Origin of the sequence: Oceanicaulis sp. MMSF_3324, from assembly GCF_030733545.1 — a bacterium.
In the GTDB taxonomy this organism is placed as follows: domain Bacteria; phylum Pseudomonadota; class Alphaproteobacteria; order Caulobacterales; family Maricaulaceae; genus Oceanicaulis.
The window spans coordinates 219,108-243,015 of the sequence record NZ_JASHIU010000001.1; the positions used below are offsets into that span (position 1 = coordinate 219,108).

The 23,908-nt window shown below is 62.8% G+C and carries 20 protein-coding genes; 6 read left to right on the plus strand and 14 right to left on the minus strand.

Annotated features, from left to right (window positions below):
- The first annotated feature begins 87 nt into the window (after positions 1-87).
- Positions 88-1,644 (plus strand): porin, encoded by a 1,557-nt coding sequence (locus tag RBA95_RS01040; protein ID WP_306014923.1) that lies wholly within the window; start codon positions 88-90, stop codon positions 1,642-1,644.
- Between the two features lie 69 nt (positions 1,645-1,713).
- Here the strand turns inward: RBA95_RS01040 and RBA95_RS01045 are convergent, their stop codons facing one another.
- From RBA95_RS01045 to RBA95_RS01080, 8 genes are all read right to left on the minus strand, one after another.
- A complete protein-coding gene (locus RBA95_RS01045) occupies positions 1,714-3,816 on the minus strand; it encodes a PAS domain S-box protein (protein WP_306014924.1) in 2,103 nt (700 codons plus the stop codon).
- A gap of 162 nt (positions 3,817-3,978) precedes the next feature.
- A complete protein-coding gene (locus tag RBA95_RS01050) occupies positions 3,979-6,429 on the minus strand; it encodes a prolyl oligopeptidase family serine peptidase (protein ID WP_306014925.1) in 2,451 nt (816 codons plus the stop codon).
- A 197-nt stretch (positions 6,430-6,626) separates the two neighbouring features.
- Positions 6,627-8,756 (minus strand): polyribonucleotide nucleotidyltransferase, encoded by a 2,130-nt coding sequence (gene pnp, locus RBA95_RS01055; RefSeq protein WP_306014926.1) that lies wholly within the window; start codon positions 8,754-8,756, stop codon positions 6,627-6,629.
- A 105-nt stretch (positions 8,757-8,861) separates the two neighbouring features.
- On the minus strand, positions 8,862-9,131 hold the full coding sequence (rpsO, locus tag RBA95_RS01060; RefSeq protein WP_306014927.1) for a 30S ribosomal protein S15: 270 nt from the start codon (positions 9,129-9,131) through the stop codon (positions 8,862-8,864).
- Positions 9,132-9,146: 15 nt separating this feature from the next.
- Positions 9,147-10,100, minus strand: coding sequence for a tRNA pseudouridine(55) synthase TruB (gene truB, locus RBA95_RS01065; protein WP_306014928.1), 954 nt, complete (start codon positions 10,098-10,100; stop codon positions 9,147-9,149).
- Positions 10,100-10,567, minus strand: a complete 468-nt coding sequence (rbfA, locus tag RBA95_RS01070) for a 30S ribosome-binding factor RbfA (protein WP_371933565.1) — start codon at positions 10,565-10,567, stop codon at positions 10,100-10,102. Before rbfA ends, truB begins: the two co-directional genes overlap by 1 nt.
- 24 nt (positions 10,568-10,591) lie before the next feature.
- Positions 10,592-11,053 (minus strand): DMT family transporter, encoded by a 462-nt coding sequence (locus RBA95_RS01075; RefSeq protein ID WP_306014929.1) that lies wholly within the window; start codon positions 11,051-11,053, stop codon positions 10,592-10,594.
- Between the two features lie 22 nt (positions 11,054-11,075).
- Positions 11,076-12,530 carry a TrkH family potassium uptake protein gene (locus tag RBA95_RS01080; protein WP_306014930.1) on the minus strand — a complete coding sequence of 485 codons (1,455 nt, stop codon included), beginning with the start codon at positions 12,528-12,530 and terminating at the stop codon, positions 11,076-11,078.
- Positions 12,531-12,704: 174 nt separating this feature from the next.
- Here RBA95_RS01080 and RBA95_RS01085 point away from each other — a divergent pair, with 174 nt between their 5' ends.
- Both RBA95_RS01085 and RBA95_RS01090 read left to right on the plus strand, forming a co-directional pair.
- A complete protein-coding gene (locus RBA95_RS01085; protein WP_306014931.1) occupies positions 12,705-13,346 on the plus strand; it encodes a TetR/AcrR family transcriptional regulator in 642 nt (213 codons plus the stop codon).
- On the plus strand, positions 13,346-14,185 hold the full coding sequence (locus RBA95_RS01090) for a phytanoyl-CoA dioxygenase family protein (protein ID WP_306014933.1): 840 nt from the start codon (positions 13,346-13,348) through the stop codon (positions 14,183-14,185). Before RBA95_RS01085 ends, RBA95_RS01090 begins: the two co-directional genes overlap by 1 nt.
- Positions 14,186-14,193: 8 nt before the next feature.
- Here the strand turns inward: RBA95_RS01090 and RBA95_RS01095 are convergent, their stop codons facing one another.
- A complete protein-coding gene (locus RBA95_RS01095; RefSeq protein ID WP_306014935.1) occupies positions 14,194-15,111 on the minus strand; it encodes a LysR family transcriptional regulator in 918 nt (305 codons plus the stop codon).
- Positions 15,112-15,254: 143 nt separating this feature from the next.
- On the opposite strand from RBA95_RS01095, the gene RBA95_RS01100 reads away from it, so the two are divergent.
- The gene (locus RBA95_RS01100) at positions 15,255-15,785 is read left to right on the plus strand and encodes a hypothetical protein (RefSeq protein WP_306014936.1); all 531 of its coding nucleotides are present in this window, start codon (positions 15,255-15,257) and stop codon (positions 15,783-15,785) included.
- Positions 15,786-15,855: 70 nt separating this feature from the next.
- Positions 15,856-16,590 carry a hypothetical protein gene (locus RBA95_RS01105; protein WP_306014937.1) on the plus strand — a complete coding sequence of 245 codons (735 nt, stop codon included), beginning with the start codon at positions 15,856-15,858 and terminating at the stop codon, positions 16,588-16,590.
- A 70-nt stretch (positions 16,591-16,660) separates the two neighbouring features.
- Here the strand turns inward: RBA95_RS01105 and infB are convergent, their stop codons facing one another.
- From infB to rimP, 4 genes are all read right to left on the minus strand, one after another.
- Positions 16,661-19,258: a translation initiation factor IF-2 gene (gene infB, locus RBA95_RS01110; protein WP_306014938.1), complete on the minus strand. Its 2,598-nt coding sequence runs from the start codon at positions 19,256-19,258 to the stop codon at positions 16,661-16,663.
- A 137-nt stretch (positions 19,259-19,395) separates the two neighbouring features.
- Positions 19,396-20,037, minus strand: a complete 642-nt coding sequence (locus tag RBA95_RS01115) for an RNA-binding protein (RefSeq protein ID WP_306014939.1) — start codon at positions 20,035-20,037, stop codon at positions 19,396-19,398.
- Entirely contained in the window at positions 20,034-21,770 is a 1,737-nt protein-coding gene (gene nusA / locus RBA95_RS01120; RefSeq protein ID WP_306014940.1) for a transcription termination factor NusA, read from the minus strand. The genes RBA95_RS01115 and nusA overlap by 4 nt, the downstream gene beginning before the upstream one ends.
- 19 nt (positions 21,771-21,789) lie before the next feature.
- Positions 21,790-22,326 carry a ribosome maturation factor RimP gene (gene rimP, locus RBA95_RS01125; RefSeq protein WP_306014941.1) on the minus strand — a complete coding sequence of 179 codons (537 nt, stop codon included), beginning with the start codon at positions 22,324-22,326 and terminating at the stop codon, positions 21,790-21,792.
- A gap of 221 nt (positions 22,327-22,547) precedes the next feature.
- Between rimP and RBA95_RS01130 the strand changes: the two genes are divergently transcribed.
- The gene (locus RBA95_RS01130) at positions 22,548-23,189 is read left to right on the plus strand and encodes a hypothetical protein (protein WP_306014942.1); all 642 of its coding nucleotides are present in this window, start codon (positions 22,548-22,550) and stop codon (positions 23,187-23,189) included.
- Here the strand turns inward: RBA95_RS01130 and trmB are convergent.
- Complete coding sequence (gene trmB / locus RBA95_RS01135; protein WP_306014944.1) at positions 23,186-23,866, minus strand: tRNA (guanosine(46)-N7)-methyltransferase TrmB; 681 nt, start codon at positions 23,864-23,866, stop codon at positions 23,186-23,188. The two genes, RBA95_RS01130 and trmB, sit on opposite strands and share 4 nt — an antisense overlap.
- Positions 23,867-23,908: the final 42 nt, after the last annotated feature.

The window sequence follows — 23,908 nt, forward strand, 5'->3', positions numbered from 1 at the left end:
TTAATGCTGCATTAACCCCAGAAGCTGTAGGCCCTTCGCATCTGGCGCACGGGACAGCGCCAGCACACACTATCTGGGGACAGATCCATGAAATTCGGACTGATTGCAGGCGTCAGCCTGCTCTCGCTCGGCCTGGCCGCGCCGGCCCTCGCCGAGGATGATTCGCGCATCGAGGAGCTCGAAGCGCGCGTTCAACAACTTGAAGACATGAACCGCCAGCTGCTTGACGTCATGCAGGCCCAGGGCCTGCTGCCGCACGCTGAGGCGCCCGCCGCACCGTCCATGGCGCACCCGGCTCCAGGCCATCATGGCGATGCGCCTGTGCAGACCGCCCATCATCAGGGCGGCCACCATGGCGGCGATCACCATGGCGGTGAGCAGGCCGACCATCACGGCGATGATTTCCACCAGAACCTGGTGGGGATCAGCCCTGAATACGGCTACGATATTCTTGATCACGCCGAGGGTGTGAACACCCGGCCGCTGACCATTCTGAATGCGGCTCGAGAGGGTAATCTTGATCGTCGCGTCACCCTGAGCGGCAATGTGACGGCGCTGGCGAACTATCAGGAAAGCAATTCCAACACCAAGTTCGGCTGGCTGATGCGTCACCCCACCTCGGCCAATCAGATTGGCGAGACGGTGTCTGAATTCGTGGTCCACTCCGCCCAGCTGGCCGTCACCGGCCGGATGACGGACTCCATTACTCTGTACTCGGAAATGCTCTATGATCCCGAGCAGAGCTTCGGTTCGGGCACGCTGACCGATCTCAATCGCAACCAGGTTCAGTTGCGCCGCGCCTTTGTGCTGTTCGGCGATCTCGAGCGGACGCCCTGGTACGCCGCGATCGGCAAGATGGACACGCCGTTCGGCCTCAATGACACCGTCAGCCCGTTCACCAATTCCACCAACTGGCACGCCTTCGCCGGTCTCGCGACGGGCGGCATGGTCGGCTACTACAATAACGGTCTGCATGTGCGCGCCATGGCGATCCAGGGCGGTTCGCAATTCCGCGCCCATAACGCGCCGGTCGAGGACACCAATGTCCCCAGCCGCGTGAACAACTTCGCCGTGGATGTGAACTACACCGCCGATCTGGGCGATGACCGCACCCTGATGGCGGGCGCGAGCTACACTGAAGCCACCGCCTACTGCCAAGCCTATCCGGTCTTCCACTTCAATCCGTGCGACGACAACAATCCCGGCTGGGCGATCTATGGCCAGGCCGATCTGGGACGTCTGGACCTTCTGGGCGAATACGCCCGGACCACCGAGGACTGGCCGGGCACGGCCTCGCCGGCGCCGATCTATGCCGGTTTCGAGGCTGTGGCGCCGGAATCCTTCACCCTGGGCGGCCGTTACTGGTTTGATGTGACCACGAGCGAGGATTTCGCCGTGTCCTTCGAATTCAGCCGCTTCATCTCCGGTGATGACGGCGCACCGTGGGAGAAGCAGGACCAATGGGTTCTGGGCGGTTCGTACTTCATCAGCCCGTCGGTCAATCTGTTCGGCGAGCTGATCCGCACCGAAGGCTGGGTGCCGCTCAACTTCCTGTCCGGCGGCAATCTGCCCACCGGCGAGAGCTGGTCGGAAAGTGATGCGAACACCAATGTGTTCGCCTTGGGCGTCCAGGCGAGCTTCTAGAGCCCGCCAGCTGGCACAGACAAACCCCGCCGGAGCAATCCGGCGGGGTTTTTCATGGACCGCACGTGATCAGGACGCCTTGTCCAGCGCCTTGCCCTGCTCCAGTTCGTTGAGCTTGGCCTGGGTGGACACCACGACACGGGCAATCTCGTCGGTGGACTTGGACGACCGGTCCGCCAGCTCGCGCACCTCGGTCGCCACCACGGCGAAACCGGCGCCGTGCTGGCCAGCGCGGGCCGCCTCGATACTAGCGTTCAGCGAGAGCAGATTGGTCTGCTCGGAAATGTCGCGCAGGCTTTCAGCCATGCTGCTGACCTGGCTTAGAACGCCGCTGACAATGAATCGGGTTTCTTCCGTCGCCTTGCGTTGCGCCGTCGAGTCCGTCGCATACATCGTGAAGCGCTCCACCCGTCCACCAAAACCGGTGATGACCTGCACAGCTCCCGAGATCCAGACCGAGTCATGCGCCCCGCTGACCATGATCTCGTCCGTCACCGTCTCTCCACGCTTCATCTTCTCCACTTGCTCGTCGCCGAACAGTCTATCCAGCGAGAGAGCGGCGCGATCCTGCAGGCCAATCCGCTCCATCATGCGGGTCAGATTATCATTGCCTTGCACTAGAGCGCCGTCCGGATCCCACTCCAGAACCACATTGGACTGGGTGATTGCGGCCATACGCGTCTCGAACTCTTTCGCCTTCAGCTTGACCTCCGTGATATTGGCCTGGACCGAGATATAGCGTGTGATCTCCCCGGCCTTGTCATGCACGGGGTTGATGGACAGAGAGACCCAATACGGTTCACCGCTCTTGGTGTAGTTCAGGATTTCATCATAAAACGGCTCGCCCAGATGCAACTGCTGGCGGATTTTCTCTCGGGTCTCCGCACTGGTTTCAGGACCTTGCAGGAAATCGCCCGGCTTGCGCCCCGTCACCTCGTCCAAAGTATAGCCTGTTAGCTTTTCAAAGCCTGGGTTGACGTATTCAATCAAACCCTTGGCATCTGTGATGATGACAAGGTTATCGGTCTCGTCCGCCACCAGAGAGAGCAGCTTGAACTGTTCGCGGTTACGCACCTCCTCGTCCACATCCTTGACGAAAGCGGTGTACGACACCTCACCGTCCACCTGGATCTTGGACAGCGACAGCGAGCCCCAGACCCGCTGACCGTCTGCGCGCTCCACAAGAACCTCTCGGGACCGGCCCACGATCTTGTCCACGCCCGTCTCCCGATTGGCGTTCACATAGCCATCGTGCTTGTCGCGAATCTCGGCCGGAACCAGCATTTTCACATTCTGGCCCAGCACCTGGTCCGCCCTGTATCCCCAGAACCGTTCCGCCGCGGCGTTGAAGAAGGTGACTTCGTTGCGCGCATTGATCGTGACCACCGGGTCAATAGCCTGGGACAGGGTCTGGGTAATGGTCTCCCGGCTGCGACGCTGTTCGGTAATATCCTTGACGAAGGCGGTGTAGAAAATCTTCTCGCCCGCCCTCACCTTTGACAGCGACAGGTTGGCCCAGATCCTCTCGCCATCCTTACGCTCGATTTCCACATCCCGAGACGTGCCCACGATCTTGTCCTGACCGGTGTTGCGGTTGGCGTTGACGAACTGGTCGTGATTGGCGCGGAATTCCCGAGGCACCAGCATCTTCACGTTCTGGCCGACCACTTCGTCAGCCCGGTACCCCCACAACTGTTCCGCCGAGCGGTTGAAATAGGTGACGATATTGTCCTGATTGATAGAAACGACCGCGTCGAGCGCCTGATCCAGGATCTGACGCGTCGTCTCGCGCGCTTCGCGCTCGGCGCTGACATCCTTCACAAAGGCGGTGTAATAAACCTTCGAGCCCGTCTTCACCCGCGACAGGGCCAGATTGACCCAGACAGTAGAACCGTCGCGACGCTCGAGCTCAATATCACGTGACGTGCCAACGATCTTGTCCGCTGCGCCCTTGCGGTTGGCGTTCACCAGACCGTCATGCTGGGACTGAAGGTGTTGCGGGACCAGAACCTTGACGTTCTGGCCCATCACCTCAGCGCGTTTCAGGCCCCACAAGCGTTCCGCGGCCTTGTTGAAGAACACAATCTTGTTGTTCGGATCAATGGTTACGACAGCATCGATCGCTTGTTCAAGCGCTTGTTTTTCAAGAGAACGACCCAACAGATTTCGCATACGGACTCCGCAAGGTGGTAACACTGAAGGTAAGCGGAATACTGACAGGCGCCCGGATTAACAGCAATTGAATCAAGCGCGCCGCCGGTCTGGCTCCGCCTCAAACGCGAACGCCCCGCCAGCCAGGCTGACGGGGCGCTCAATCGTGCAGGGAGGGCGAGTCTATTCGACTTCGCGCTCGCCCTGGTCAGGCACATGCGGAACAACCGGCTCTTCCGGCTTCACATATGTGTCCAGCCAGTCGATGGATTCCGCCAGCACATGCAGCACGCTTTCGCGCGCGCGATAGCCATGGCTCTCATACGGCAGCATGACCAGACGCGCCGTGCCGCCATTGCCCTTGACCGCCGCGAACATGCGCTCGGACTGGATCGGATAGGTGCCCGAATTGTTGTCCACCTGGCCATGGATCATGAGCATGGGCTCATCAATGTCATTGGCGTGCATGAAGGGTGAAAGCCGGTAATAGGATTCCGGCGCTTCCCAATAGGTGCGGCGTTCGGACTGGAAGCCGAACGGGGTGAGCGTCCGGTTATAGGCACCCGAGCGGGCGATGCCGGCGCGGAACAGGTCCGACCCGGCCAGCAGGTGTGCGGTCATGAACGCGCCATAGGAATGGCCTGCGATCGCAACCCGCTCGCCATCGCCATAGCCGCGCTCCACGCTGTCATTGATCGCCGCTTCGGCGGACAGGACCAGCTGGTGCACGAAGGTGTCGTTCACCGTTTCAGGATCATCGCCCACAATCGGCATGGTGGCGTTTTCCAGAAGCGCATAGCCCTGGGTCACCATGAAGCGCGGGCTGGTGCCCGCCACGCGTGAGAAACGGTATTGCGAGCCGCGCACCTGACCGGCGTCCGACGCGGAGTTGTACTCCAGCGGATAGGCCCAGATCAGCAAGGGCAGGGTGTCGCCCTCTTCGTAATCGGCGGGCAGGTAGAGCGTTGCGGAGAGCGGCACGCCATCCTCGCGCTCATAGGTGATCAGCTCCTTGCGGATGGCGTTGAGCTGGGGATAGGGGTTCTCGAACGCGGTGATCGCCCGCGCCGCATCGCCTTCGCGCAGATAGACGTTCGGCGGGGTTTGCGGATCCTCGTAAGAGGTCAGGAAGCGCGACCCGTCATCCGACAGGATGTCGATGACCTCCTCATAATTCTCACCCGAATTGCGCCACAGCTCGGTGGTCTCGAAGGTCTCGAAATCCACCCGGTTCAGGAACGGCCGATCCCCGTCCGGGCTCGCGCCGTCACCGGTGAAATACATCTGACCGTCCAGTACGGCCGCCACGGACTGACCAAACCCATTGCGGGTCGTCAGGGGCGAACCCGGATCGGCATAGCTGTTCTGGATGGAGCGCTCTTCAAACAGGCGCGGCGCGGCGCCCTCGGCGGCGAAATCCACCAGCCAGTTGCGCAGGACGCGCGTATCGCGGTCATATTCCACCGCCATGCCGAACTGGCCTTCGGAGGTGAAGGTCGTGCCATAATAGCGATCCTCGAAGCGAGCGATCTCGACCGGCTCGCCATCAAATGGCGCATCAAGCGCCCAGACGCTGTCGCGCTCATCGGTTTCAACCCGAGGATCACCGCCATCGAGCGCTTCGGCCCAGATCAGGCGCGCCGCGTCAGAGGCCTGCCATTCAATGTTCCGGCGCCCCTCGATCACGCCGCCGATCGGCACACCGTCGGCAATGGGGTGATCGGCGATTTCGGCCACCAGCGCGCCATCCATTGTCCAGACTTCGGTGGTTTCGGCGAAGCGGGACCACGGCACGTCATAGGAAAACGGCGCGTTCAGCTCATCGACCAGCAGGTAGTCGCCGCCCGGGGCCGGATCGACCGAATAATAAAGGCCCGGCTCTCCGATTTCACGCGGACGCAGGCGACGCGCGGTGACATCCACCGACACGATCTGGGATTCCGCCAGCCAGGCGAACAGGGCGGCGTCATCCGCATCCCCCAGAAGGTCCTGATAGGTGCGCACCGGCGCTTCATAGCCACCGGCGTCCTGAATGACCGGGCCTTCAGGCACCCGGGCGCGTTCAGGGCGCGGACCGCGATCATCAGAGACCAGGGTCACCAGCAGCGTCTCATTGTCATTCATCCAGTCGAGCGCGGAGAAGACCGCGTTCACGCCTTCGGGGATGATTTCGCGGGCACGACCATTGGTCATGTCCGCCACCCAGACGCCGATCGTGTCCTCGGTCGTGACCAGGAAGGCGGCCTTGGAGCCATCGGGCGACCAGGTGAAACCGGACAGACCCGCATCATCCGGCGTGTCGAACGCGGTTTCCTCTCCGGTCTCAAGATCAATGACCGACAGGCCCACAATGCTGCGCGGGCCATGACGGCCATTGGTTTCAGCATCCAGGCGCAGGCCGGCGAGGCGTTCCATGGGGCGCGCCATTTCCGAAATCGGCGGCAGCCCTTCGCGTTCCAGCAGCAGCAGGTGACGCTTGTTCGGCGACAAGGTGGTGAAGGGCGACGGCGCCGCATCCACGATATCAACGATATCCTGTGGCGGCAGACGATAACCATCCTGCGCGATGGCGCTGCCGGCGCTGACGCTCAGCACCAGAGCCCCGCCCAGCGCGGCGCGAATAAGTGTGGACATAAAGCCCTCCCCTGATTTGCATTTTCGCATTCGGGTTAGAGTATAACGAAGCTTTGCCTGTCCGCAGAATGACGGATTGGTAAGGGTGTGGAGAACGCCCTCACAAGCGCCGAACCCTCCCTTTGATCGTGACACAAAAACCCCGCCGGATCGCTCCGGCGGGGTTTCTTGTGATCTCGCGATCTGAGGGGTGAGGACTAGTCCTCGCCGCCTTCTTCGGTGATCTCTTCGCCGGTCTCCTGGTCGACGACTTTCATCGACAGGCGCACCTTGCCGCGATCGTCAAAGCCCAGCAGCTTCACCCAGACTTCCTGGCCATCGCTGACCACGTCCTTGGGGTGACCCACGCGCTCATTCTTCATTTGCGAAACGTGCACGAGGCCGTCACGCGGACCGAAGAAGTTCACGAAGGCGCCGAAATCGACGACTTTCACGACCTTGCCCTTGTAGATCTCGCCCACTTCCGGCTCAGCCGTCAGGCCCTTGATCCAGTCGAGCGCCGCCTTGATGGAGTCCGCAGACACCGACGAGACCTTGATCAGGCCCTCATCATTGACGTCCACTTTCGCGCCGGTTTCCTCGACGATCTGGCGGATGACCTTGCCGCCCGAACCGATCACGTCACGGATCTTGTCGGTCGGGATCTGGATGGTCTCGATCTTCGGTGCGTGCTCGTTCAGCGCTTCACGCGTGCCCGAAAGCGCCTTGTTCATCTCTTCAAGGATGTGCATGCGGCCGCCTTTGGCCTGGTCCAGGGCGGTCTGCATGATGTCCTTGGTGATGCCGGCGATCTTGATGTCCATCTGAAGGCTGGTGACGCCTTCTTCGGTGCCGGCCACCTTGAAGTCCATGTCCCCGAGGTGGTCTTCATCACCCAGGATGTCGGACAGGACGGCCACGCCGTCAGGATCCTTGATCAGGCCCATGGCGATGCCGGACACCGGACGGGTGATCGGAACGCCCGCATCCATCAGCGCCAGAGAGCCGCCGCACACGGTCGCCATGGAGGACGAGCCGTTGGATTCGGTGATCTCCGACACCAGACGCACGGTGTAGGGGAAGGCTTCCGCATTCGGCATCACGGCGTTCAGCGCGCGCCAGGCGAGCTTGCCGTGACCGATTTCACGACGGCCCGGGGCCAGACGGAAGCTGGTTTCGCCGACCGAATAGGGCGGGAAGTTGTAGTGCAGCAGGAAGCGTTCCTTGTACGTGCCGGTCAGCGCGTCAATGAACTGCTCGTCCTCACCGGTGCCCAGCGTGGTCACGCACAGCGCCTGGGTTTCACCGCGGGTGAACAGGGCCGAGCCGTGGGTGCGCGGCAGGACGGTGGCTTCGGACACGATCGGGCGAACCTGATCGAGGGCGCGGCCGTCAATGCGCTTGCCGGTCTTGATGATGCCGCCGCGCACGACACTGGCTTCCACGCCCTTGAGAACGTCCTTGAGCACGACCATGTCGGCGCCGTCCGGGTTCTCTTCGGTCGCGGCCAGCTCGGCCACGGCTTTCTCTTTCGCCGCAGAGACCGCCGCCTGACGCTCGGTCTTGTTGGTGATGGTGTAGGCCTTGGCGATATCGTCGCCGACCAGCGCCTTCACCTTGGCTTCGAGGTCGGAATGATCTTCCGGCTCGAATTCCCACGGATCCTTGGCGGCCTTCTCGGCCAGACGGATGATCATGTCGATCACCGGCTGGAAGGCCTCATGGCCCGCCATCACGGCGCCGAGCATGACTTCTTCCGACAGCTCCTTGGCTTCGGATTCCACCATCATCACGGCATCGGACGTACCGGCGACCACGAGGTCGAGGGCAGTGTCGTCCATCTCGTCCACGGCCGGATTGATGATGTACTCGCCATCCTTGTAGCCCACGCGCGCCGCGCCGATCGGGCCCAGGAAGGGCAGGCCGGACAGGCACAGGGCGGCGGAGGCGCCGATCATGCCGACCACATCGGGATCATTTTCCAGATCGTGGCTGAGCACGGTGATCATCACCTGGGTGTCGTTCTTGAACCCTTTGGGGAAGAGCGGGCGGATCGGACGGTCAATGAGGCGCGAGGTCAGCGTCTCTTTGTCGGTCGGACGGCCTTCGCGCTTGAAATAGCCGCCCGGGATCTTGCCGGCGGCGAAGTATTTTTCCTGGTAGTTGACGGTCAGCGGGAAGAAGTCCACGCCCGGCTTCACGTCTTTTTGTGCGACCGCCGTCGCGAGGACGGTGGTTTCGCCATAGGTGGCGAGCACCGCGCCATTCGCCTGACGCGCCATGCGGCCGGTCTCGAGGGTCAGCGTGCGGCCGGCCCATTCAATCGTTTCGGTTTGGATATCGAACATGTATCTCTCGTTCGTACGGTCGTAATTCGGCGTCGCCGGATTGCGAACGCCGGATAAGGAAACGCCGGCGCGCCCAGTGGCGGCCGGCGTTCCTCTGGATTGCGCTTAGCGGCGCAGACCCAAGGCTTGTACAATCGCCTTGTAGCGGGCTTCGTCGATTTTCTTGAGATAATCGAGAAGACGCCGACGCTGGGACACCAGCTTCAGCAGGCCACGGCGAGAGTGGTTGTCTTTCTTGTGAGTCTTGAAGTGCTCGGTGAGGTTCGCGATACGCTCGGTCAGCACCGCCACTTGCACTTCAGCCGACCCGGTGTCGTTTTCACCCCGGGCGTACTCTTTGATCAGTTCGGCTTTACGTTCTGCCGTAATCGACATCGTTCGTTCGGGCTCCTAATCCCATTGAAAGACACGAACAGGCGAGAATTTGCCCGCGCGTGCTTCGCCGATCGCAATGGCCCGGTCCGACCCCATCGCCACAACAGCCTTCGAATAGTCCTTCCCCGCGATTTCACGGGGTTGGCGAAGATTGCGCAGCTCTGAAGCTCGCCGGGGAGGCAACACGATCGAGCGTCCTTGCCTCAACTGAAACGCCTCGTCCTCGGTCACGGCCGTCGCCGGGATGTCGTCCAGCGCGGTCTCGACCGGAAGCAGGGCCTCCAGCGCTTGGCCCTTATGGACCAAATCCTCAAAAACGTCCAGCGAAACGGCCTGTGCGGCGCTGAACGGTCCCACCTTGGTGCGGCGCAGCGCGGCCACATGGCCTTCCGCTCCCAACGCCGCCGCGAGATCGCGCGCAATCGAGCGCACATAGGCGCCCTTGCCGCACTTCATCTCGAGCACCGCCAGATCGGGGCTGGGCGCATCCAGAAGACGCAAATCGTCAATGCGCACAGGGCGCGAGTCCAGCTCCACCGCTTCGCCTGCACGCGCCAGATCATAGGCGCGTTCGCCATCCACCTTGATGGCGGAGAATTTGGGCGGCACCTGTTCGATCTCGCCGATGAACTGGCCCAGCGCCTCTTCAATCGCGTCCCGGCTCGGGCGCACATCGCTTTCGCCGGTCACCTCGCCTTCTGCATCAAGGGTGGTCGTCGACCGACCCCAACGCAGGGTGAACTTGTAGGCTTTCGAGCTTTCCTGGGCGAACGGCACGGTCTTGGTCGCTTCCCCGAAGGCGATCGGCAGCACGCCCGAGGCCAACGGATCGAGCGTGCCGGCATGGCCGGCTTTCTGGGCATTGAGCAGCCAGCGCGTTTTTGACACCGCCTGGGTGGAGGTCATCTCCAGCGGTTTGTCGAGGATGAGCCAGCCATGGATCTTTTCGCCCTTCTTGCGACGACCCATCAGTCTTCATCCCCGTCTTCCAGATCGCGCTTGACGCTGGGACGATCCAGAAGCGCATCCACCTCGCGCACATCGTCGATGCGGTCATCGACGGCGAAGCGCAGCTTGGGGGTGAATTTGAGCTCGATCTGACGGCCCAGCTCGCGCTGGATGAAACCGGCGCCATGGTTGAGCGCATCGGCGGCCGCCTGACGATCCCCGCCCGCCAGAAGATCCACATAGACGGTGGCGTGACGCAGATCGGGGCTGACGCGCGCTTCGGTAATGGTCACCGCGGCAGTGTTCACGTGCGGATCGTGCACGCGACCTTCACGGATAATGTCCGACACCGCGCGACGCACGAGCTCGCCGGCGCGCAGCTGGCGTTGGGATTGGGCTTTCATGAAATCCTCTTGGGTCGCCTGGACGCGGCCGGAGTCCAACCGGGACGCATCGAGATTGCGAAGGGCGCTCGTGTACGGCGCCAAAGCCCTGATGGCAAGGGCGTGGTCCTAGTTGTTGACCACCAGCCAGGCCCCGAAGGTGAGCAACCCCGCTCCCACAACACGCAACAGGGTGACAGAGCGCTCTTCGAGACCGAACAGGCCGAAATGATCAAACACCATGGCGGCGATCAGCTGGGCGGCGAACAGGATTGCAAAAAACGACCCTGACCCGATCTTGGGGGTCGCCCAGGCCGCGGTCGTCACGAAGATCGCGCCCAGCGCTCCGCCCACGACGAACAGATGCGGCGGCGTGCTCGCAATCCGCTCCAGGCTGGGCCAGCCCGCGCGATAGGCGACGACCGACACGGTCGCCAGCATGATCAGCGCGCCGGCCGTGAAGCTGACGAGCGCGGCGCGGACCGGTGAGCCCAGATGCCCGGACAGCTGACCGTTGAAGGCCGGCTGGGCGGCGACCATGGCGCCCGCAACCGCAGTCAATACGAAGGGGGCAATGGCGTTCAGCGACATGGGACAGTCCTTCAGGTTCGGCTCAGCGCATCCAGAAGCGGGGCGTGAAGACATAGAGCGCCACCAGGATTTCCAAGCGGCCCAGCAGCATCTGCAGGCATAACAGCCATTTGGCCGGATCGGGCAGCGTAGAAAAATTCCCCGCCGGACCGATCACATCCCCGAGCCCCGGACCCACATTGGCGATGGCGGTGGCGGACGCGGTGACCGCCGTGAGGAAATCAAGCCCGAAAGCGGACAGCGCCACCGCGCCCAGTGCAAAACTCGCCACATACAGCCCCGCGAACAGCGCCACTGAGGCGCTGTCCGCCGCCGTCAGGCGCCGCCCGGCATGGTGGGCCACGGTGATGGCGTGCGGCGAAGAGGCCGCCTGCAGGCTCGCCCAGGTGGATTTGAGCATGATCTGGATGCGAAAGACCTTGAAGCCGCCCGCCGTCGATCCCGCGCAGCCGCCCAGAAAGGTCAGCATGAATATCGTCGCCATCGCCAGCGGTCCCCAGAGCTGATAATCGCCCGCCGCATATCCGGTGGTGGTGAGCACGGAGACCGTGTTGAACACGGCGAGCCGCACCGCGTCGGGATGTTCGGGCGGTCCGCCCAGCTCCGCCGCGAACAGCAGCGTGCTCGCCAGCAGCACGATCACCAGCAGCCCGACAATCTCTTCAAAGGCGCCCGGACGGCGACCTTCATGACGGCTGACCGCCCGCACATAAGCGAGGAACGGGATCGCGCCCGCGAGCATGAAGATGATCGCCACCCATTGCGCGCCCGCCGAGAACCCGCCCATGGACTGGTCGGTGGTGGAATACCCCCCGGTCGAGACGGTCGTCAGCGCATGCAATATGGCGTCAAAGCCATCCATGCCGGTGAAGACATAGCCCAGCGCGCACAGGCAGGTGAGCCCCAGATAGAGCCCGGCGATCACGCCCGCCAGATGCCCGGGACGGGCAATGAGTTTTTCCGGCGAGCGATCCGAGGATTCCAGATGAAACAGCTGCATCCCGCCTGACCGCAGCAAGGGCAGCACGGCGATGGACAGGCCGATAATCCCGATGCCGCCGATCCATTGCAGCAAGGCGCGCCAGACCAGAAGCGTTGGCGGCTGGGCCTCCAGATTGCTGATCACGGTCGACCCGGTGGTGGTCAAGCCGGACACCGTCTCGATAATGGCGTCGGTGATGCTCAAACCCACCGCATCCTCGTGCAGCGGAATGGCCATCAGCAGCGGCAAGCCGAACCAGGCGCCCAGCGTCAGGATCACCGCGCCGCGAAAGCCCAGATGCGCGCGCTCGCCCAATCCCACCAGCGTCAGCACGCCGCCGATAAAGCCTGAAATCAGCACGCAGGCGCCAAAGCCCTCGCCCGCCCCGTCATGGACCATGATGTGAGAGGCCAGCATGTGAAGAAAAGCCAGTGCGGCCAGACCCAGACACAGCACGCCCCAGATCAGGGCGACATTGCGAATATGAGTCATCATCCGCGCACCTCCAGAGCCCGTCCGGAAACGCCCGGGGATCGGCCATGTGCGATAGGGCGGCGTCTGTATACCTGTGTCCGGACAGGTTCAAGTCTGTCGAGAAGCGCGCACCCGGTCTCAGAAGGGACTTGCACTTGAATTGAATTCAATTCAGGTTGTGGCCAGGAGATGTGCATGACCTCGACCCTGCCCCGCGCGACAGACGCGCCCAATGACAATACCGCCCCGACCTCGCGCGGACGCAAAACGCGGGAAAAGCTGATTGATGCGGCGCGCGGCGCCCTGATTGAAGGACAGGGGCAGGCCGAAATCATCGATATCGCCGCACGTGCCGGCGTATCGGCCGGCCTGGCCTACCACCATTTCGGGTCGAAAGACGGGCTCGTCGCGGCTGTCGTCGAGGAGTTCTATGACCGCTATGCGCAGGTCGCGAACCAGGCTTTTCGGGGAGAGACTTGGAGTCAGCGCGAAGTTCAACGCGTCCGCGCTGTCGTACGCTTCCTGGTGGAGGAGCCCTTTACCCGCACCCTGTTCGGGCCCATGGGCCGATCCTCAGCAGTCGTGCACGCCGAATCCCATTGCATGGCGACCCTCATCGCGCGCGGCGCGCACAATATCGCCCAGGGACAGGCGGATGGCGATTTGCCGCGCCAGGCTGATCCGCATATCGCCGCCGCCTTCGTACTGGGCGGCCTGCGCCAGGCCTTGTCCCTTGCCCTGCTCGATGACCCCGCCCCGGACGCCGAGCAACTGGGACAGGCCATATGGGTCCTCATCGCCCAGAGCCTGGTCCTGAGAATTGGGAGCATGATCTGATGGCGCACACCAGGATACTCAACACTCCTTCAGATCTTCACAGCCAGGATCTCGCCGGCACGCATAAACGCGCCGAAACTGTCAGCGTCGCGCCCGCCTCGAACACCCTGTCGACCTATGACCGGGAAGGCTATGTAATCCTGAGAGGCCTTCTGTCTGATGAGGTGCGCCAGGCCGCCGAGCGCGCCCTGCGCGATCTTCTGGGACCGACGGGACGCAACAATTTTGAAGGGTTCAGCACCCAGCGCGCCTATGCGCTTCTGGCGAAAACGCGGGCGCTTGATCCGCTGATCGCCCATCCGCAGATCCTGGGCCTGCTCAAGGCGCGCCTGCATGCACAGCCTCTGCTCTCGGCCTGTCTGGCGATCAATATCGGCCCCGGCGAAACCCCGCAAATGGCCCATGCCGATGACGGCTTTTACCCGGACATGCGTCCGGATGCGCGCCATGGCCTGTCGGTGATCTGGGCGTTTGATCCGTTCACGCGCGAAAACGGCGCGACCCGCGCCTGGCCCGGCTCTCACCTCTGGCCGGCGCATCGCGAACCGGCTGAAACCGATGTCTGGCGCCCGGCGGTCATGGAGCCCGGGGATGCCTTGGTCTTTCATGGCGGGCTCTGGCACGCTGGCGGCGAGAACGCCACGCAAGACGGCCGGTTGGCGCTAACCGCGCAATACTGCGCGCCCTGGCTGCGCACTCAGGAGACTATGAGTCTCGCAGTCCCGCCAGACATTGTCCGCACGCTGGACGCGCCCCTGCCCTCCTTGCTGGGCTATCAGATCCATCCGCCCTTCATGGGCCATGTGAACGGCATGCACCCCAACCGGCTTCTGGATTGATCTCGACCTCAAACCTGGAACTGGGGCGCCCGTTCCGCCCGGATCGCGAGCTTTTCGGAGATAATGATCTCTGACAGCCGCGCATTCAGCGCCTGATGCGGCGAGGAGGTGCGGGCGTAGAAATACACCGGGTGATGGGCGCCTTCTCCCGATAATCTGCGAACCCTGAAATTGGGGTCGCGAATGGCTTCACCCAGGGCATACAGGCTGGGCAGCACCCCTACTTCCGGACCGCTTGCCGCGATTTGCCGGATCGCATCCAGACTGGCCCCGCGATACTCGGAGCTGAGCGAGGCGCCCGCAGCTTGCGCCAGCGCGGACACGATCGTGTTAAGATGAAACTCCGGCGACAGGGTCAACAGCGTGCGGCCCTTGAGCTCAGACAAGGAGGCCGGCGCTTGAGACTGCATCACCGGGTCATCCGGCGTACTGCACAGCCAGAGCGTCTCGACGAACAATTCCCGTTGCGCCAGGTCCGCCCTGTCAGTCTCGGACGCCAGGACAAAGTCCAGCTCGCCCTGCACCAGCTGTCGCGCCAGCTCGGAGGACGGACCTTCCACAAAACTCAGCTTCAGACCCGGCATCTCCTGACGCAGTCGCTCGATCAGCCGCGGCATGAAATAGGCGCCGATCGAGGGCAAGACGCCGGCGATCAACCGGATATCGGTGTCAAACCGGAGCGACCGGGCCTTGTTGCGAAAGCGCCGGGCCTGGCGCAGGACGCGTTGGGCGTCGGGCAACAGGGCGCGCCCCTGCGGGGTCAGTGAAACACGGCGCGAGGTTCGCTCGAACAGGATCACGCCCAGATCCGCTTCGAGCGCCTGTATCTGCTTGGACAGGCTGGGTTGGGTGACGGCCAGCGATTGCGCTGCGGCGCCGAAAGACTGGGTCTCGGCGACGGCGACGAAATATTCAATCTGGCGCAAGGACGGTCGCATGAAGGATGCGATTAATGCCCTGAGGCTATCAATTCAAGTCGAACTTTCCATTAGAAAGCGACATGAGCTCCCCCTATCTGGTTGCGACACCGGCCAAGCGCCGAACGCTCACAACCATGAGGTAAGCTCAAATGAAAACTGCCGTAATGACCACCGCCCTGATTGCGACCCTGGGCCTGGGCGCCGCCGCCAGCGCCATGGACGCCATTACCGAAGCCGATGTGCAAGCCGCCCAGCAAGCCTGGGGTGAAGGCATCGTCACGATCGGTCAGGCGTATTCCAACGGTGAGGATTACCGTGCGGCTGCGGCGGCTCATATTGAGCAATTCTATGCCTATGGCGACCACACCATCCTGTTCAAGCCGACCCTGGCGTCTGACGAGCAGTTCCGTGGTGATTTCGATGGCGCCCTGTCTTATTTCGTGGGCGGCTCGATCGAAGAAGATGGCGGCTTCGCCATCGCGCCCTACACCAATGTGCGCTGGGAAAACGAAGGCACGATCATCGATTCCGACAGCGCCATGGCCATGGGCAATTACTTCTTCACGACCACCGAAGGTGAAGAAGTCAAAGTGGAATACAGCTTTGGCTATGTTCAGGATGAAGACGGCGAACTGAAAATCGTCCTGCATCACTCCTCCCTCCCCTTCAGCGCTGACTAGCCCGCTGAACCTTTGACGCCAGGCGCGGGCCGGCCTGCGCCTGGCTTTTCTTTCAAAGTGGAGGAGCCCCATGTTCAAGCAGGCTGCTTACGCAGCAATCGGCCTGGGTCTGGCTGTCGCGCCCGACGCATGGGCCCAGACCACGGGAAGCGTCTTCGGTCCAGGCGTCACTCAAGGGGATCGCGAAGTCGAATATCGTCTGGGCGCCGAATGGGCTGACGCCGGGGACACCCCCAGTCTCGCGCATCGGCTTCATCTCCAGCATGGCGTGACGGACGCCTTGCGCTGGCGCCTCATCGCGTCCTGGGATGATCCTGCAGACGGCGCGTTCGAGCTGGACCACATCCAGGGCGAGCTGATGTGGCAGATCGTGCAGACCACGCCGTCAGGCTATGCCAGTGCGCTCCGCTTCGACGCCCGGATCAGTGAAGGCGATAACACGCCCCATGAGGTCGGCGTGAACTGGACCAATCAATGGACGCTCAATGATCAATGGCGGGTGCGGGCGCTGGTTCTGTTTGATCGCGATGTTGGACCGAACGCCAATGATGACTGGATCCTTGAAACCCGCGCCAGCCTGTCGCGACGCTTCGAGAATGGTTATCGGCTGACGCTGGAAAGCTTCAATGAATTGGGCGGGCTGGACGCCGGCTTTGGCGGTTTTGATGATCAAAGCCACCAGCTCGGGCCCGTGCTGAGCGGTCCGTTGGCCTATGATGTGGACTGGTCGGCCGGCGTGCTGTTCGGGCTGTCAGATGCTGCGCCCGATCAGGATCTGATCGTGCGCCTGAGCCGACCCTTCTAGTGTTTACGCAACCCGGAACGAAAAAGGGCGGCTCACCGAGCCGCCCTTTTGTTGCGTCTGAAGCGCAGGATTACAGCGTGCGCTGGATTTCCTGGACTTCGAAACACTCGATCACATCGTTGACCTGGATGTCGTGATAATTCTCGAACGCCATGCCGCACTCGGTACCGGCGCGCACTTCGGGAACTTCGTCCTTGAAGCGCTTGAGCGTCGACAGATTGCCCTCGTGGATCACCGTGTCGTCACGCAGCAGGCGCACGCCGCAGCCGCGCTTCACAACGCCTTCGGTCACGCGGCAACCCGCCACACGGCCGACCTTGGTGATGTTGAAGACTTCCAGAATCTGCGCGTAACCGATGAAGGTCTCGCGTTTCTCCGGCGCCAGCATGCCTTCGAGCGTGTTCTTCACATCGTCGATCAGATCGTAGATCACCGAGTAATAGCGGATCTCCACGCCTTCGCGCTCGGCCAGCTCACGCGCCTGCTTGTTGGCGCGAACGTTGAACGCGAAGATCGGCGAACCGGAAGCCTGCGCCAGCAGGACATCGCTCTCGGACACACCACCGGCGGCGGAGTGAACGATCTTGGCCTGGACTTCTTCATTGCCGACTTTTTCAAGCGCGCCAATGATCGCTTCGGCCGAGCCTTGAACGTCCGCCTTGATCAGAAGCGGCAGCTCCTGAACCTCGTTGGACTTGAGCTTGGCCATCATCTGTTCAAGCGAAGCGCCGCCGCCCGTCCGGGCCGCCGCCGCCTTGTCGCGCTTCACGCGCTCGCGGTATTCCACCAGCTCGCGCGCGCGGGCTTCGGATTCCACCACGGCGAAGACTTCACCCGGCTCCGGCGCACCGTCGAGGCCGAGAATCTCGGCCGGCAGAGACGGACCCGCCTCTTTCATCTGCTGGCCGCGCTCGTTAACCAGAGCCCGGACCTTGCCCCATTGGGCGCCCGCCACGACGATATCGCCGCGCTTCAGGGTGCCGCGTTTGACAAGGCAGGTCGCAACCGGACCGCGGCCCTTGTCGACCTGGGATTCGATCACCACGCCTTCCGCAGAGCGGTCAGGATTGGCTTTCAGCTCCAGCATTTCGGCTTGCAGGTTGATGGCGTCGGTCAGCTCATCAAGGCCGGTTTTCTTCAGTGCCGAGACCGGAACCGCCTGGACGTCACCGCCCATGTCTTCCACGAACACTTCGTACTGAAGCAGTTCCTGAAGCACTTTCTGCGGATCGGAGTCCGGCTTGTCGACCTTGTTGACGGCCACGATCATCGGCACTTCCGCGGCCTTGGCGTGGCTGATCGCCTCGATGGTCTGGGGCATGACGCCGTCATCGGCGGCCACCACCAGGATCACGATGTCGGTCGCCTGAGCGCCGCGAGAGCGCATGGAGGAGAACGCCGCGTGGCCCGGAGTGTCGAGGAAGGTAATCTTCTCGCCCGATTTCAGCGCCACCTGATAGGCGCCGATATGCTGGGTGATGCCGCCGGCTTCGCCCGCCGCCACGTCGGTGGAGCGCAGGGCGTCCAGCAGCGAGGTCTTGCCGTGGTCGACGTGACCCATGACGGTCACGACCGGCGGACGGGGCTGCTTGCTCTCTTCGGTGTCTTCCTCGGAGATGAAGCCTTCCTCGACGTCCGCTTCCGCGACCCGCTTCACGGTGTGACCGAATTCCTCGACGATCAGCTCGGCGATATCCGCGTCCAGCATGTCGTTGGCGCGCACCATCTGACCCTGGGTCATCAGGAACTTCACCACATCGGCGGCGCGCTCGGCCATGCGCTGGGCGAGGTCCTGCACGGTGATCGCTTCGGGCACGACCACTTCGCGGGACACCTTGTCACGCGACTGGCCGCCTTGCTGGCGACGTTGCTTTTCACGCTCACGCGCCCGGCGCATGGACGCCAGTGAACGCTGACGGCCTTCATCATCCTCGACAAGGTTCTGAATGGTCAGCTTGCCCTGGCGACGCTTGGGCTCCTTGGTGCGCGAAGGCTGAGCCTTGTCGCCACCCGGCGCGGCTTTCTTGGATTTGACGCGACCGCCCATGGATTCCAGGAGGTTGCGATTGTCCTCCGGCTCCGAACGCTCGGTCTTGTCCTTGCTCTTGTCCGCCTTGCGCGATGGTGTCTTGGCGGACGGCTCTTCAGCGGCGTCGGCAGCCGGCGCAGACTTCTTGGTCTTCTTCGCCTGCTCAGCGGCCAGGCGCGCGGCTTCCGCTTCAGCGGCGGCGCGGCGCTCTTCCTCTTCACGGCGCTGGCGCTCTTCTTCCTCGCGCTTGCGCATGTCCTCAAGCGCACGGCGTTCCTCGTCCTCGCGGGCGCGACGCGCTTCTTCATCGGCCTTCTGCTTGGCGGCGCGCTCTTCCTGTTCGGCGCGCGCGCGCAGAATGGCCTGCTGGCGCTTGATCAGTTCTTCTTCAGACAGGCCCAGTTGCTTGGCCTTGGCGGCCAGCGCGGCGCGCGCCTTGTCCTTCTGGCTCTGCGGCGCGCCGGATTTGCCCGCAGCAGCATCCTTGCCGGCAGGCCCGCCCGAGCGCTTGCGCTTCTTCTCGACAACGACAGACTTCTGGCGTCCGCGCGCAAAACTTTGCTGCACGGTTCCAGAGGAACGTCCACCGAGGGAGAGAGGCTTGCGGCCCGAGTTGTTGCGTTCGTCAGCGTCGCTCATAAGCGTCCTTGCCGCGGCTTTAACATCTTCGGGCGGAACCCCGCCGCCGCGTGCGCGAGGGTCCGTCATCAGTTCAGGTCGCCTCCGGGAAAATCCCGGCCTGAAGGCCCGCTAAACTAGCCAGCTTCCAAGGCGTTTCAACTCTTCTGTGCGTCTGCGGCCGCAGGATCGAGGTTAACGAAGCCTGCAAGCTTGAACGCAAGGGCGGAAAACCCCGCCGCTTCAGGTCCATCGGCCAGAACCGCATGAACCGCATTTCCCACGCCGAGCGCCCTTGAAAGGGCATCAGCGTCAAAACATCCCAGCACCGGCGCCGTGCATTCCACGGCCTTGGCCAGGTGATCCAGCTTTTTGCGCCCGTCAGGGGCCGCATCGCTGGCTTCAATTCTCCAGGCCGGCTCGGGATCAGACTGCAGCGCCATCCGTACGGCGTCGCTGCCCAACTCCACGCGACCGGCGCGGCGCGCCAGACCCAGAAGACTCAGAAGGCGCGCCTTCAACAGCGCTTCAAACTGGTCCGCCAGATCATCCGGCGCTTCAACCGGCTGTTCGAACGCCCGATTGAACAGGCGTTTCTTGACAGCCTTGTCCACCAGAGCCCGATCCGCGCTGACCCAGCCGCCCCGTCCGGGCAAACGCGCCGCCACATCGGGCGTCACGCGTCCGTCCGGGCTCAGCGCGACACGGAGGAGGTCATCCTCCCCCTTCACCTCGCCGGTGGCGACGCAACGGCGTTCGCGCACCGGCTTGGTCCGGCCATGGCGCGCCCCGCGGCTCACGACTCCTTGTCTTCCTCCGTCCCGTCCGCGTCCAGCAGATCGGCCAGGTCCACGCCCAGCTTCTCAGCTTCTGCTTCAAGATCGGAGAGGTCGATGTCTTCCAGATCGACATCGGAAGCCTCTTCGTCAAGGGCTTCCTCTTCAACCTCATCCACTTCGGCCTCGGCCTGCGGCAGATCTTCCTCGGAAATCCAGCCGGCGATGACACGCGCACGCATGATCATCATCTCGGCGTCTTCGGGAGACATGTTGTCGCCCTCGAGAATGCCCGGCTCGCGCACGCGCTCGCCATCGCGGGTCTCGTACCAGCCGCGCAGATCGTCCGGGGTCAGGCCCGCCAGGTCCTCAATGGTGCAGACCTCGTTCTCACCGAACTTGACCGCCATCGGCAGGTCGACGCCTTCCACATCGAGCACCGCATCCTCAACACCCAGCTCCTTGCGGCGGGCGTCTTGCTCGACCGCGCGCTTTTCAAGGAATTCACGGGCGCGGGTCTGGATCTCCTGGGCCGTGTCGTCGTCAAAGCCCTCGATCACCGCGATTTCGTCCAGCTCGACAAAGGCGATGTCTTCCACTTCGGCGAAGCCTTCCGTGGCCAGCAGCTGAGCGATGACCTCGTCCACGTCCAGCGCGTTCATAAAGGTCGAAGTACGCTCGGAGAACTCTTTCTGGCGACGTTCGGATTCTTCTTCCTCGGTCAGGATGTCGATGGCCCAGCCGGTGAGCTGGCTCGCCAGGCGCACATTCTGGCCGCGACGACCGATCGCCAGCGAGAGCTGGTCATCCGGAACCACGACTTCGATGCGCTCGGCTTCATCATCAAGCACCACCTTGGCCACTTCCGCCGGCTGCAGGGCGTTCACGATGAAGGTCGCGGGATCGGGATTCCACGGAATGATGTCGATCTTTTCGCCCGCGAGCTCGTTCACGACCGCCTGAACCCGGCTGCCGCGCATACCCACGCAGGCGCCGACGGGATCGATCGAGCTGTCATTGGAGATGACGGCGATTTTCGCACGGGAGCCCGGATCACGCGCCACGCGCGGGATCTCGATGACGCCTTCGTAGACTTCCGGAACTTCCTGGGCGAACAGGGCGGCCATGAAGTCGGGATGGGCGCGGGACAGGAAGATTTGCGGGCCACGGGTCTCTTCGCGCACATCATAGATGTAGGCGCGCACACGGTCATTGACCTGCAGACTTTCACGCGGAATGCCGTCCGAACGGCGGATAATGCCTTCGGCCTTGCCCAGATCGATGATCACATTGCCGTATTCGACGCGCTTGACGATGCCGTTGACGATTTCGCCGATGCGATCCTTGTACTCGTTGTACTGACGCTGGCGTTCGGCTTCGCGGACCTTCTGGGTGATCACCTGCTTGGCGGTCTGGGACGCGACGCGGCCAAACTCGATCGGGGGCAGTTCTTCTTCGTAGAAGGAGCCGATCTCAGCTTCCGGGTCACGCTTCTTGGCTTCGTCGAGCGTGATCTGATGCGCTTCGTTCTCAACCTCTTCGACCACGGTGGTGCGGCTGGTCAGACGCATCTCGCCGGTCTTGGGATTGATCTTGCAATGGATGTCGAGCTCCGCGCCATAGCGCGAGCGGGCCGCCTTCTGGATCGCCTCTTCAATGGCTTCCAGCACGATCGACTCATCGATCATCTTCTCCTGCGCCACCGCGCGGGCGATTTGCAGGATTTCCAGCTTGTTGGCGCTGACCCCGATGGCCATATCCGCGTTCCTTCTCGTTCTACTCGTCAGCCTGACCGTCTTCACCCTCGATGGGACCACGAGCCTTCAGGCTCGCCTCCACGAGAGCGTCGGTCATGACCAGCTTGGCGTCTGCGATCCAGTCAAACGGGATGACAGCCGTGTCGTCCTCGCCCGCCAGATCCATCAGTACGTTGTCGTCCTCGATCCCGGCGAGCATGCCGCGAAAGCGCTTGCGGTTCTCCACCAGGCGATCAAGCTCGATCTTGGCCTCGAACCCTTCCCAACGCTCAAAATGCGCCAATGCGGTCAGGGGGCGGTCAATGCCGGGCGAGGACACTTCCAGATCATACTCGCCCGAGACCGGATCGGCCTCATCAAAAACGTCCGACAATGCGCGGGACAGGCGCGCACAGTCCTCGACCACCATCGTGCCGTCATGACGCTCGGCCATGATTTGCACAATGGTCTTCTTGCCGCCCATCACCCGCACGCGCACGATCTCAAGCCCCAGGGTTTCGGCCAGGGGTTCGGCGATCTCGAGGATGCGCTGATCTTGCGGGCTGCGTGCTTTCATGGGCGTCGTGTATCTGCTGTCTGGCCGGATGCGGGTACGAAAAAAGCGGCCCGGGACCCCGAGCCGCTCGAACATGTCATCCGACATATCGAACTGTTGGGAGGCTTATACGCCTCAAGCCCCCAAATGGCAATGGGGCGCCCTCAGCCGCCTGTCCAAAGTTTAATCAAGCAGATTGCCATACTAAGCCATGATACTCGATCCAAAGGGGGAGACTCACCATGCTCATTGTGATCACAACCGCGCTGGCGCTGATGGCCCAGTCAGCCGGTGAAGACGTCGCCTATGCTCAACTCAGCCCTGAAGCACGCGACCGCCTGGCAGCCTGCGACGTCGATGCGGCGCGCTTTGAGACTCTCATGGCCCTTGATCACAACGCCTTTGATCAGGATATGCGCGGCGGCTGGCGCCCTGTAGGCCAGCAGGACGGTTGCGAACATGCGGCGGCAGACCTGCTTGTCGCCTACATGAACCACTCCCCCCATTACAATCCGTCCCGACCGGGCGTCGTGGGCTGGCATGCGGGACAGATGCTGGCCATGGCGGGACAAGCCGATCAGGCCATCGCGTATTTCGAGACCAGTCGGTCCGAAACGCAGGCATGGAACCTCTATGTCGACGCAACCATCGCCTTCATGCGCCGAGATCGGGCGGCGGCGGAGGCGGCGCGCGCCGAGCTCGCAACCTTGCGCCCCAGCGAGGCGGAAATGGCTGCGCGACGCCAGTTCCTGGCGGACAATCCCCGGATCCGCATGCCTGAAGGCTTTGTGGAGCAGCCCGATAACCTACCCGTCGTGGACCGTCTGCTTCTTTGTTGGGACCATCCCTATGCTGACGCCTACTCAGGCGCCTGCCAGGGTTAGCCCTTCACAAAACCAAAAAAGACCGGGTCGATGTCGCCCAGATGCTTGGACTGGTAGCGGGTCACGATGTGATCGGCTGGATTGTCCCGCCAGTCCGACGCCAGCTCACCCGTCCAGTTAAGCCCAGCCGTGGCCATCAGGATCGGCAAGGCGTGATCGGCATAGGCGCGCACATCCGTCGCGACCCGCAAGCGGCCGCCCGGTTTGAGAAGCCGTGCGAACTCCGCCGCCGTGTCAGGCTGGACAAAGCGCCGCTTGGCGTGGCGCTTTTTCGGCCAGGGATCGGGAAACAGCAGGTAGATCTGGTCGAATGCGTCATCGGGCATGCGCCCGATCTCGTCACGCGCATCCGAGCGTTTCACCCGCACATTCTCAAGCTGGTGATCCTCGATCCCCGCCAGCGCCTTGGCGACGCCATTGAGAAACGGCTCAATGCCCAGAAAACCAGTATGGCGCGCCCTGTCGGCCTGACCGATCAGATGCTCGGCGCCGCCAAAGCCCACTTCCAGCACATAGGCGTCACAGCCGGGCACGAGCGCCTTGGGATCAAGCGGTCCGTCATCCGCCCAGCTTAACGCGGGCAGGCGTTCATCCACGAGCTTTTGCTGGCGGTCGGTCAGCTTGTGGCCGCTGGCGCGTCCGTAAAGGCGTCGGTTCTGGGGGCGGATCTCGGTCATGACGGCCCTTTACCTGCCTTACGCCGGAAAACAAAGAGCCGG

Coding starts and splice junctions, on each gene's coding strand:
- rpsO (WP_306014927.1), bottom strand. CDS start 9,131: ATGTCGATTACGGCAGAACGTAAAGCCGAACTGATCAAAGAGTACGCC.
- infB (WP_306014938.1), bottom strand. CDS start 19,258: ATGAGCGACGCTGACGAACGCAACAACTCGGGCCGCAAGCCTCTCTCC.
- RBA95_RS01100 (WP_306014936.1), top strand. CDS start 15,255: ATGAAAACTGCCGTAATGACCACCGCCCTGATTGCGACCCTGGGCCTG.
- RBA95_RS01045 (WP_306014924.1), bottom strand. CDS start 3,816: ATGCGAAATCTGTTGGGTCGTTCTCTTGAAAAACAAGCGCTTGAACAA.
- rimP (WP_306014941.1), bottom strand. CDS start 22,326: ATGAAAGCACGCAGCCCGCAAGATCAGCGCATCCTCGAGATCGCCGAA.
- RBA95_RS01085 (WP_306014931.1), top strand. CDS start 12,705: ATGACCTCGACCCTGCCCCGCGCGACAGACGCGCCCAATGACAATACC.
- RBA95_RS01105 (WP_306014937.1), top strand. CDS start 15,856: ATGTTCAAGCAGGCTGCTTACGCAGCAATCGGCCTGGGTCTGGCTGTC.
- RBA95_RS01075 (WP_306014929.1), bottom strand. CDS start 11,053: ATGTCGCTGAACGCCATTGCCCCCTTCGTATTGACTGCGGTTGCGGGC.
- RBA95_RS01050 (WP_306014925.1), bottom strand. CDS start 6,429: ATGTCCACACTTATTCGCGCCGCGCTGGGCGGGGCTCTGGTGCTGAGC.
- RBA95_RS01080 (WP_306014930.1), bottom strand. CDS start 12,530: ATGATGACTCATATTCGCAATGTCGCCCTGATCTGGGGCGTGCTGTGT.
- truB (WP_306014928.1), bottom strand. CDS start 10,100: ATGGGTCGTCGCAAGAAGGGCGAAAAGATCCATGGCTGGCTCATCCTC.
- RBA95_RS01040 (WP_306014923.1), top strand. CDS start 88: ATGAAATTCGGACTGATTGCAGGCGTCAGCCTGCTCTCGCTCGGCCTG.
- trmB (WP_306014944.1), bottom strand. CDS start 23,866: ATGACCGAGATCCGCCCCCAGAACCGACGCCTTTACGGACGCGCCAGC.
- nusA (WP_306014940.1), bottom strand. CDS start 21,770: ATGGCCATCGGGGTCAGCGCCAACAAGCTGGAAATCCTGCAAATCGCC.
- RBA95_RS01130 (WP_306014942.1), top strand. CDS start 22,548: ATGCTCATTGTGATCACAACCGCGCTGGCGCTGATGGCCCAGTCAGCC.
- RBA95_RS01090 (WP_306014933.1), top strand. CDS start 13,346: ATGGCGCACACCAGGATACTCAACACTCCTTCAGATCTTCACAGCCAG.
- pnp (WP_306014926.1), bottom strand. CDS start 8,756: ATGTTCGATATCCAAACCGAAACGATTGAATGGGCCGGCCGCACGCTG.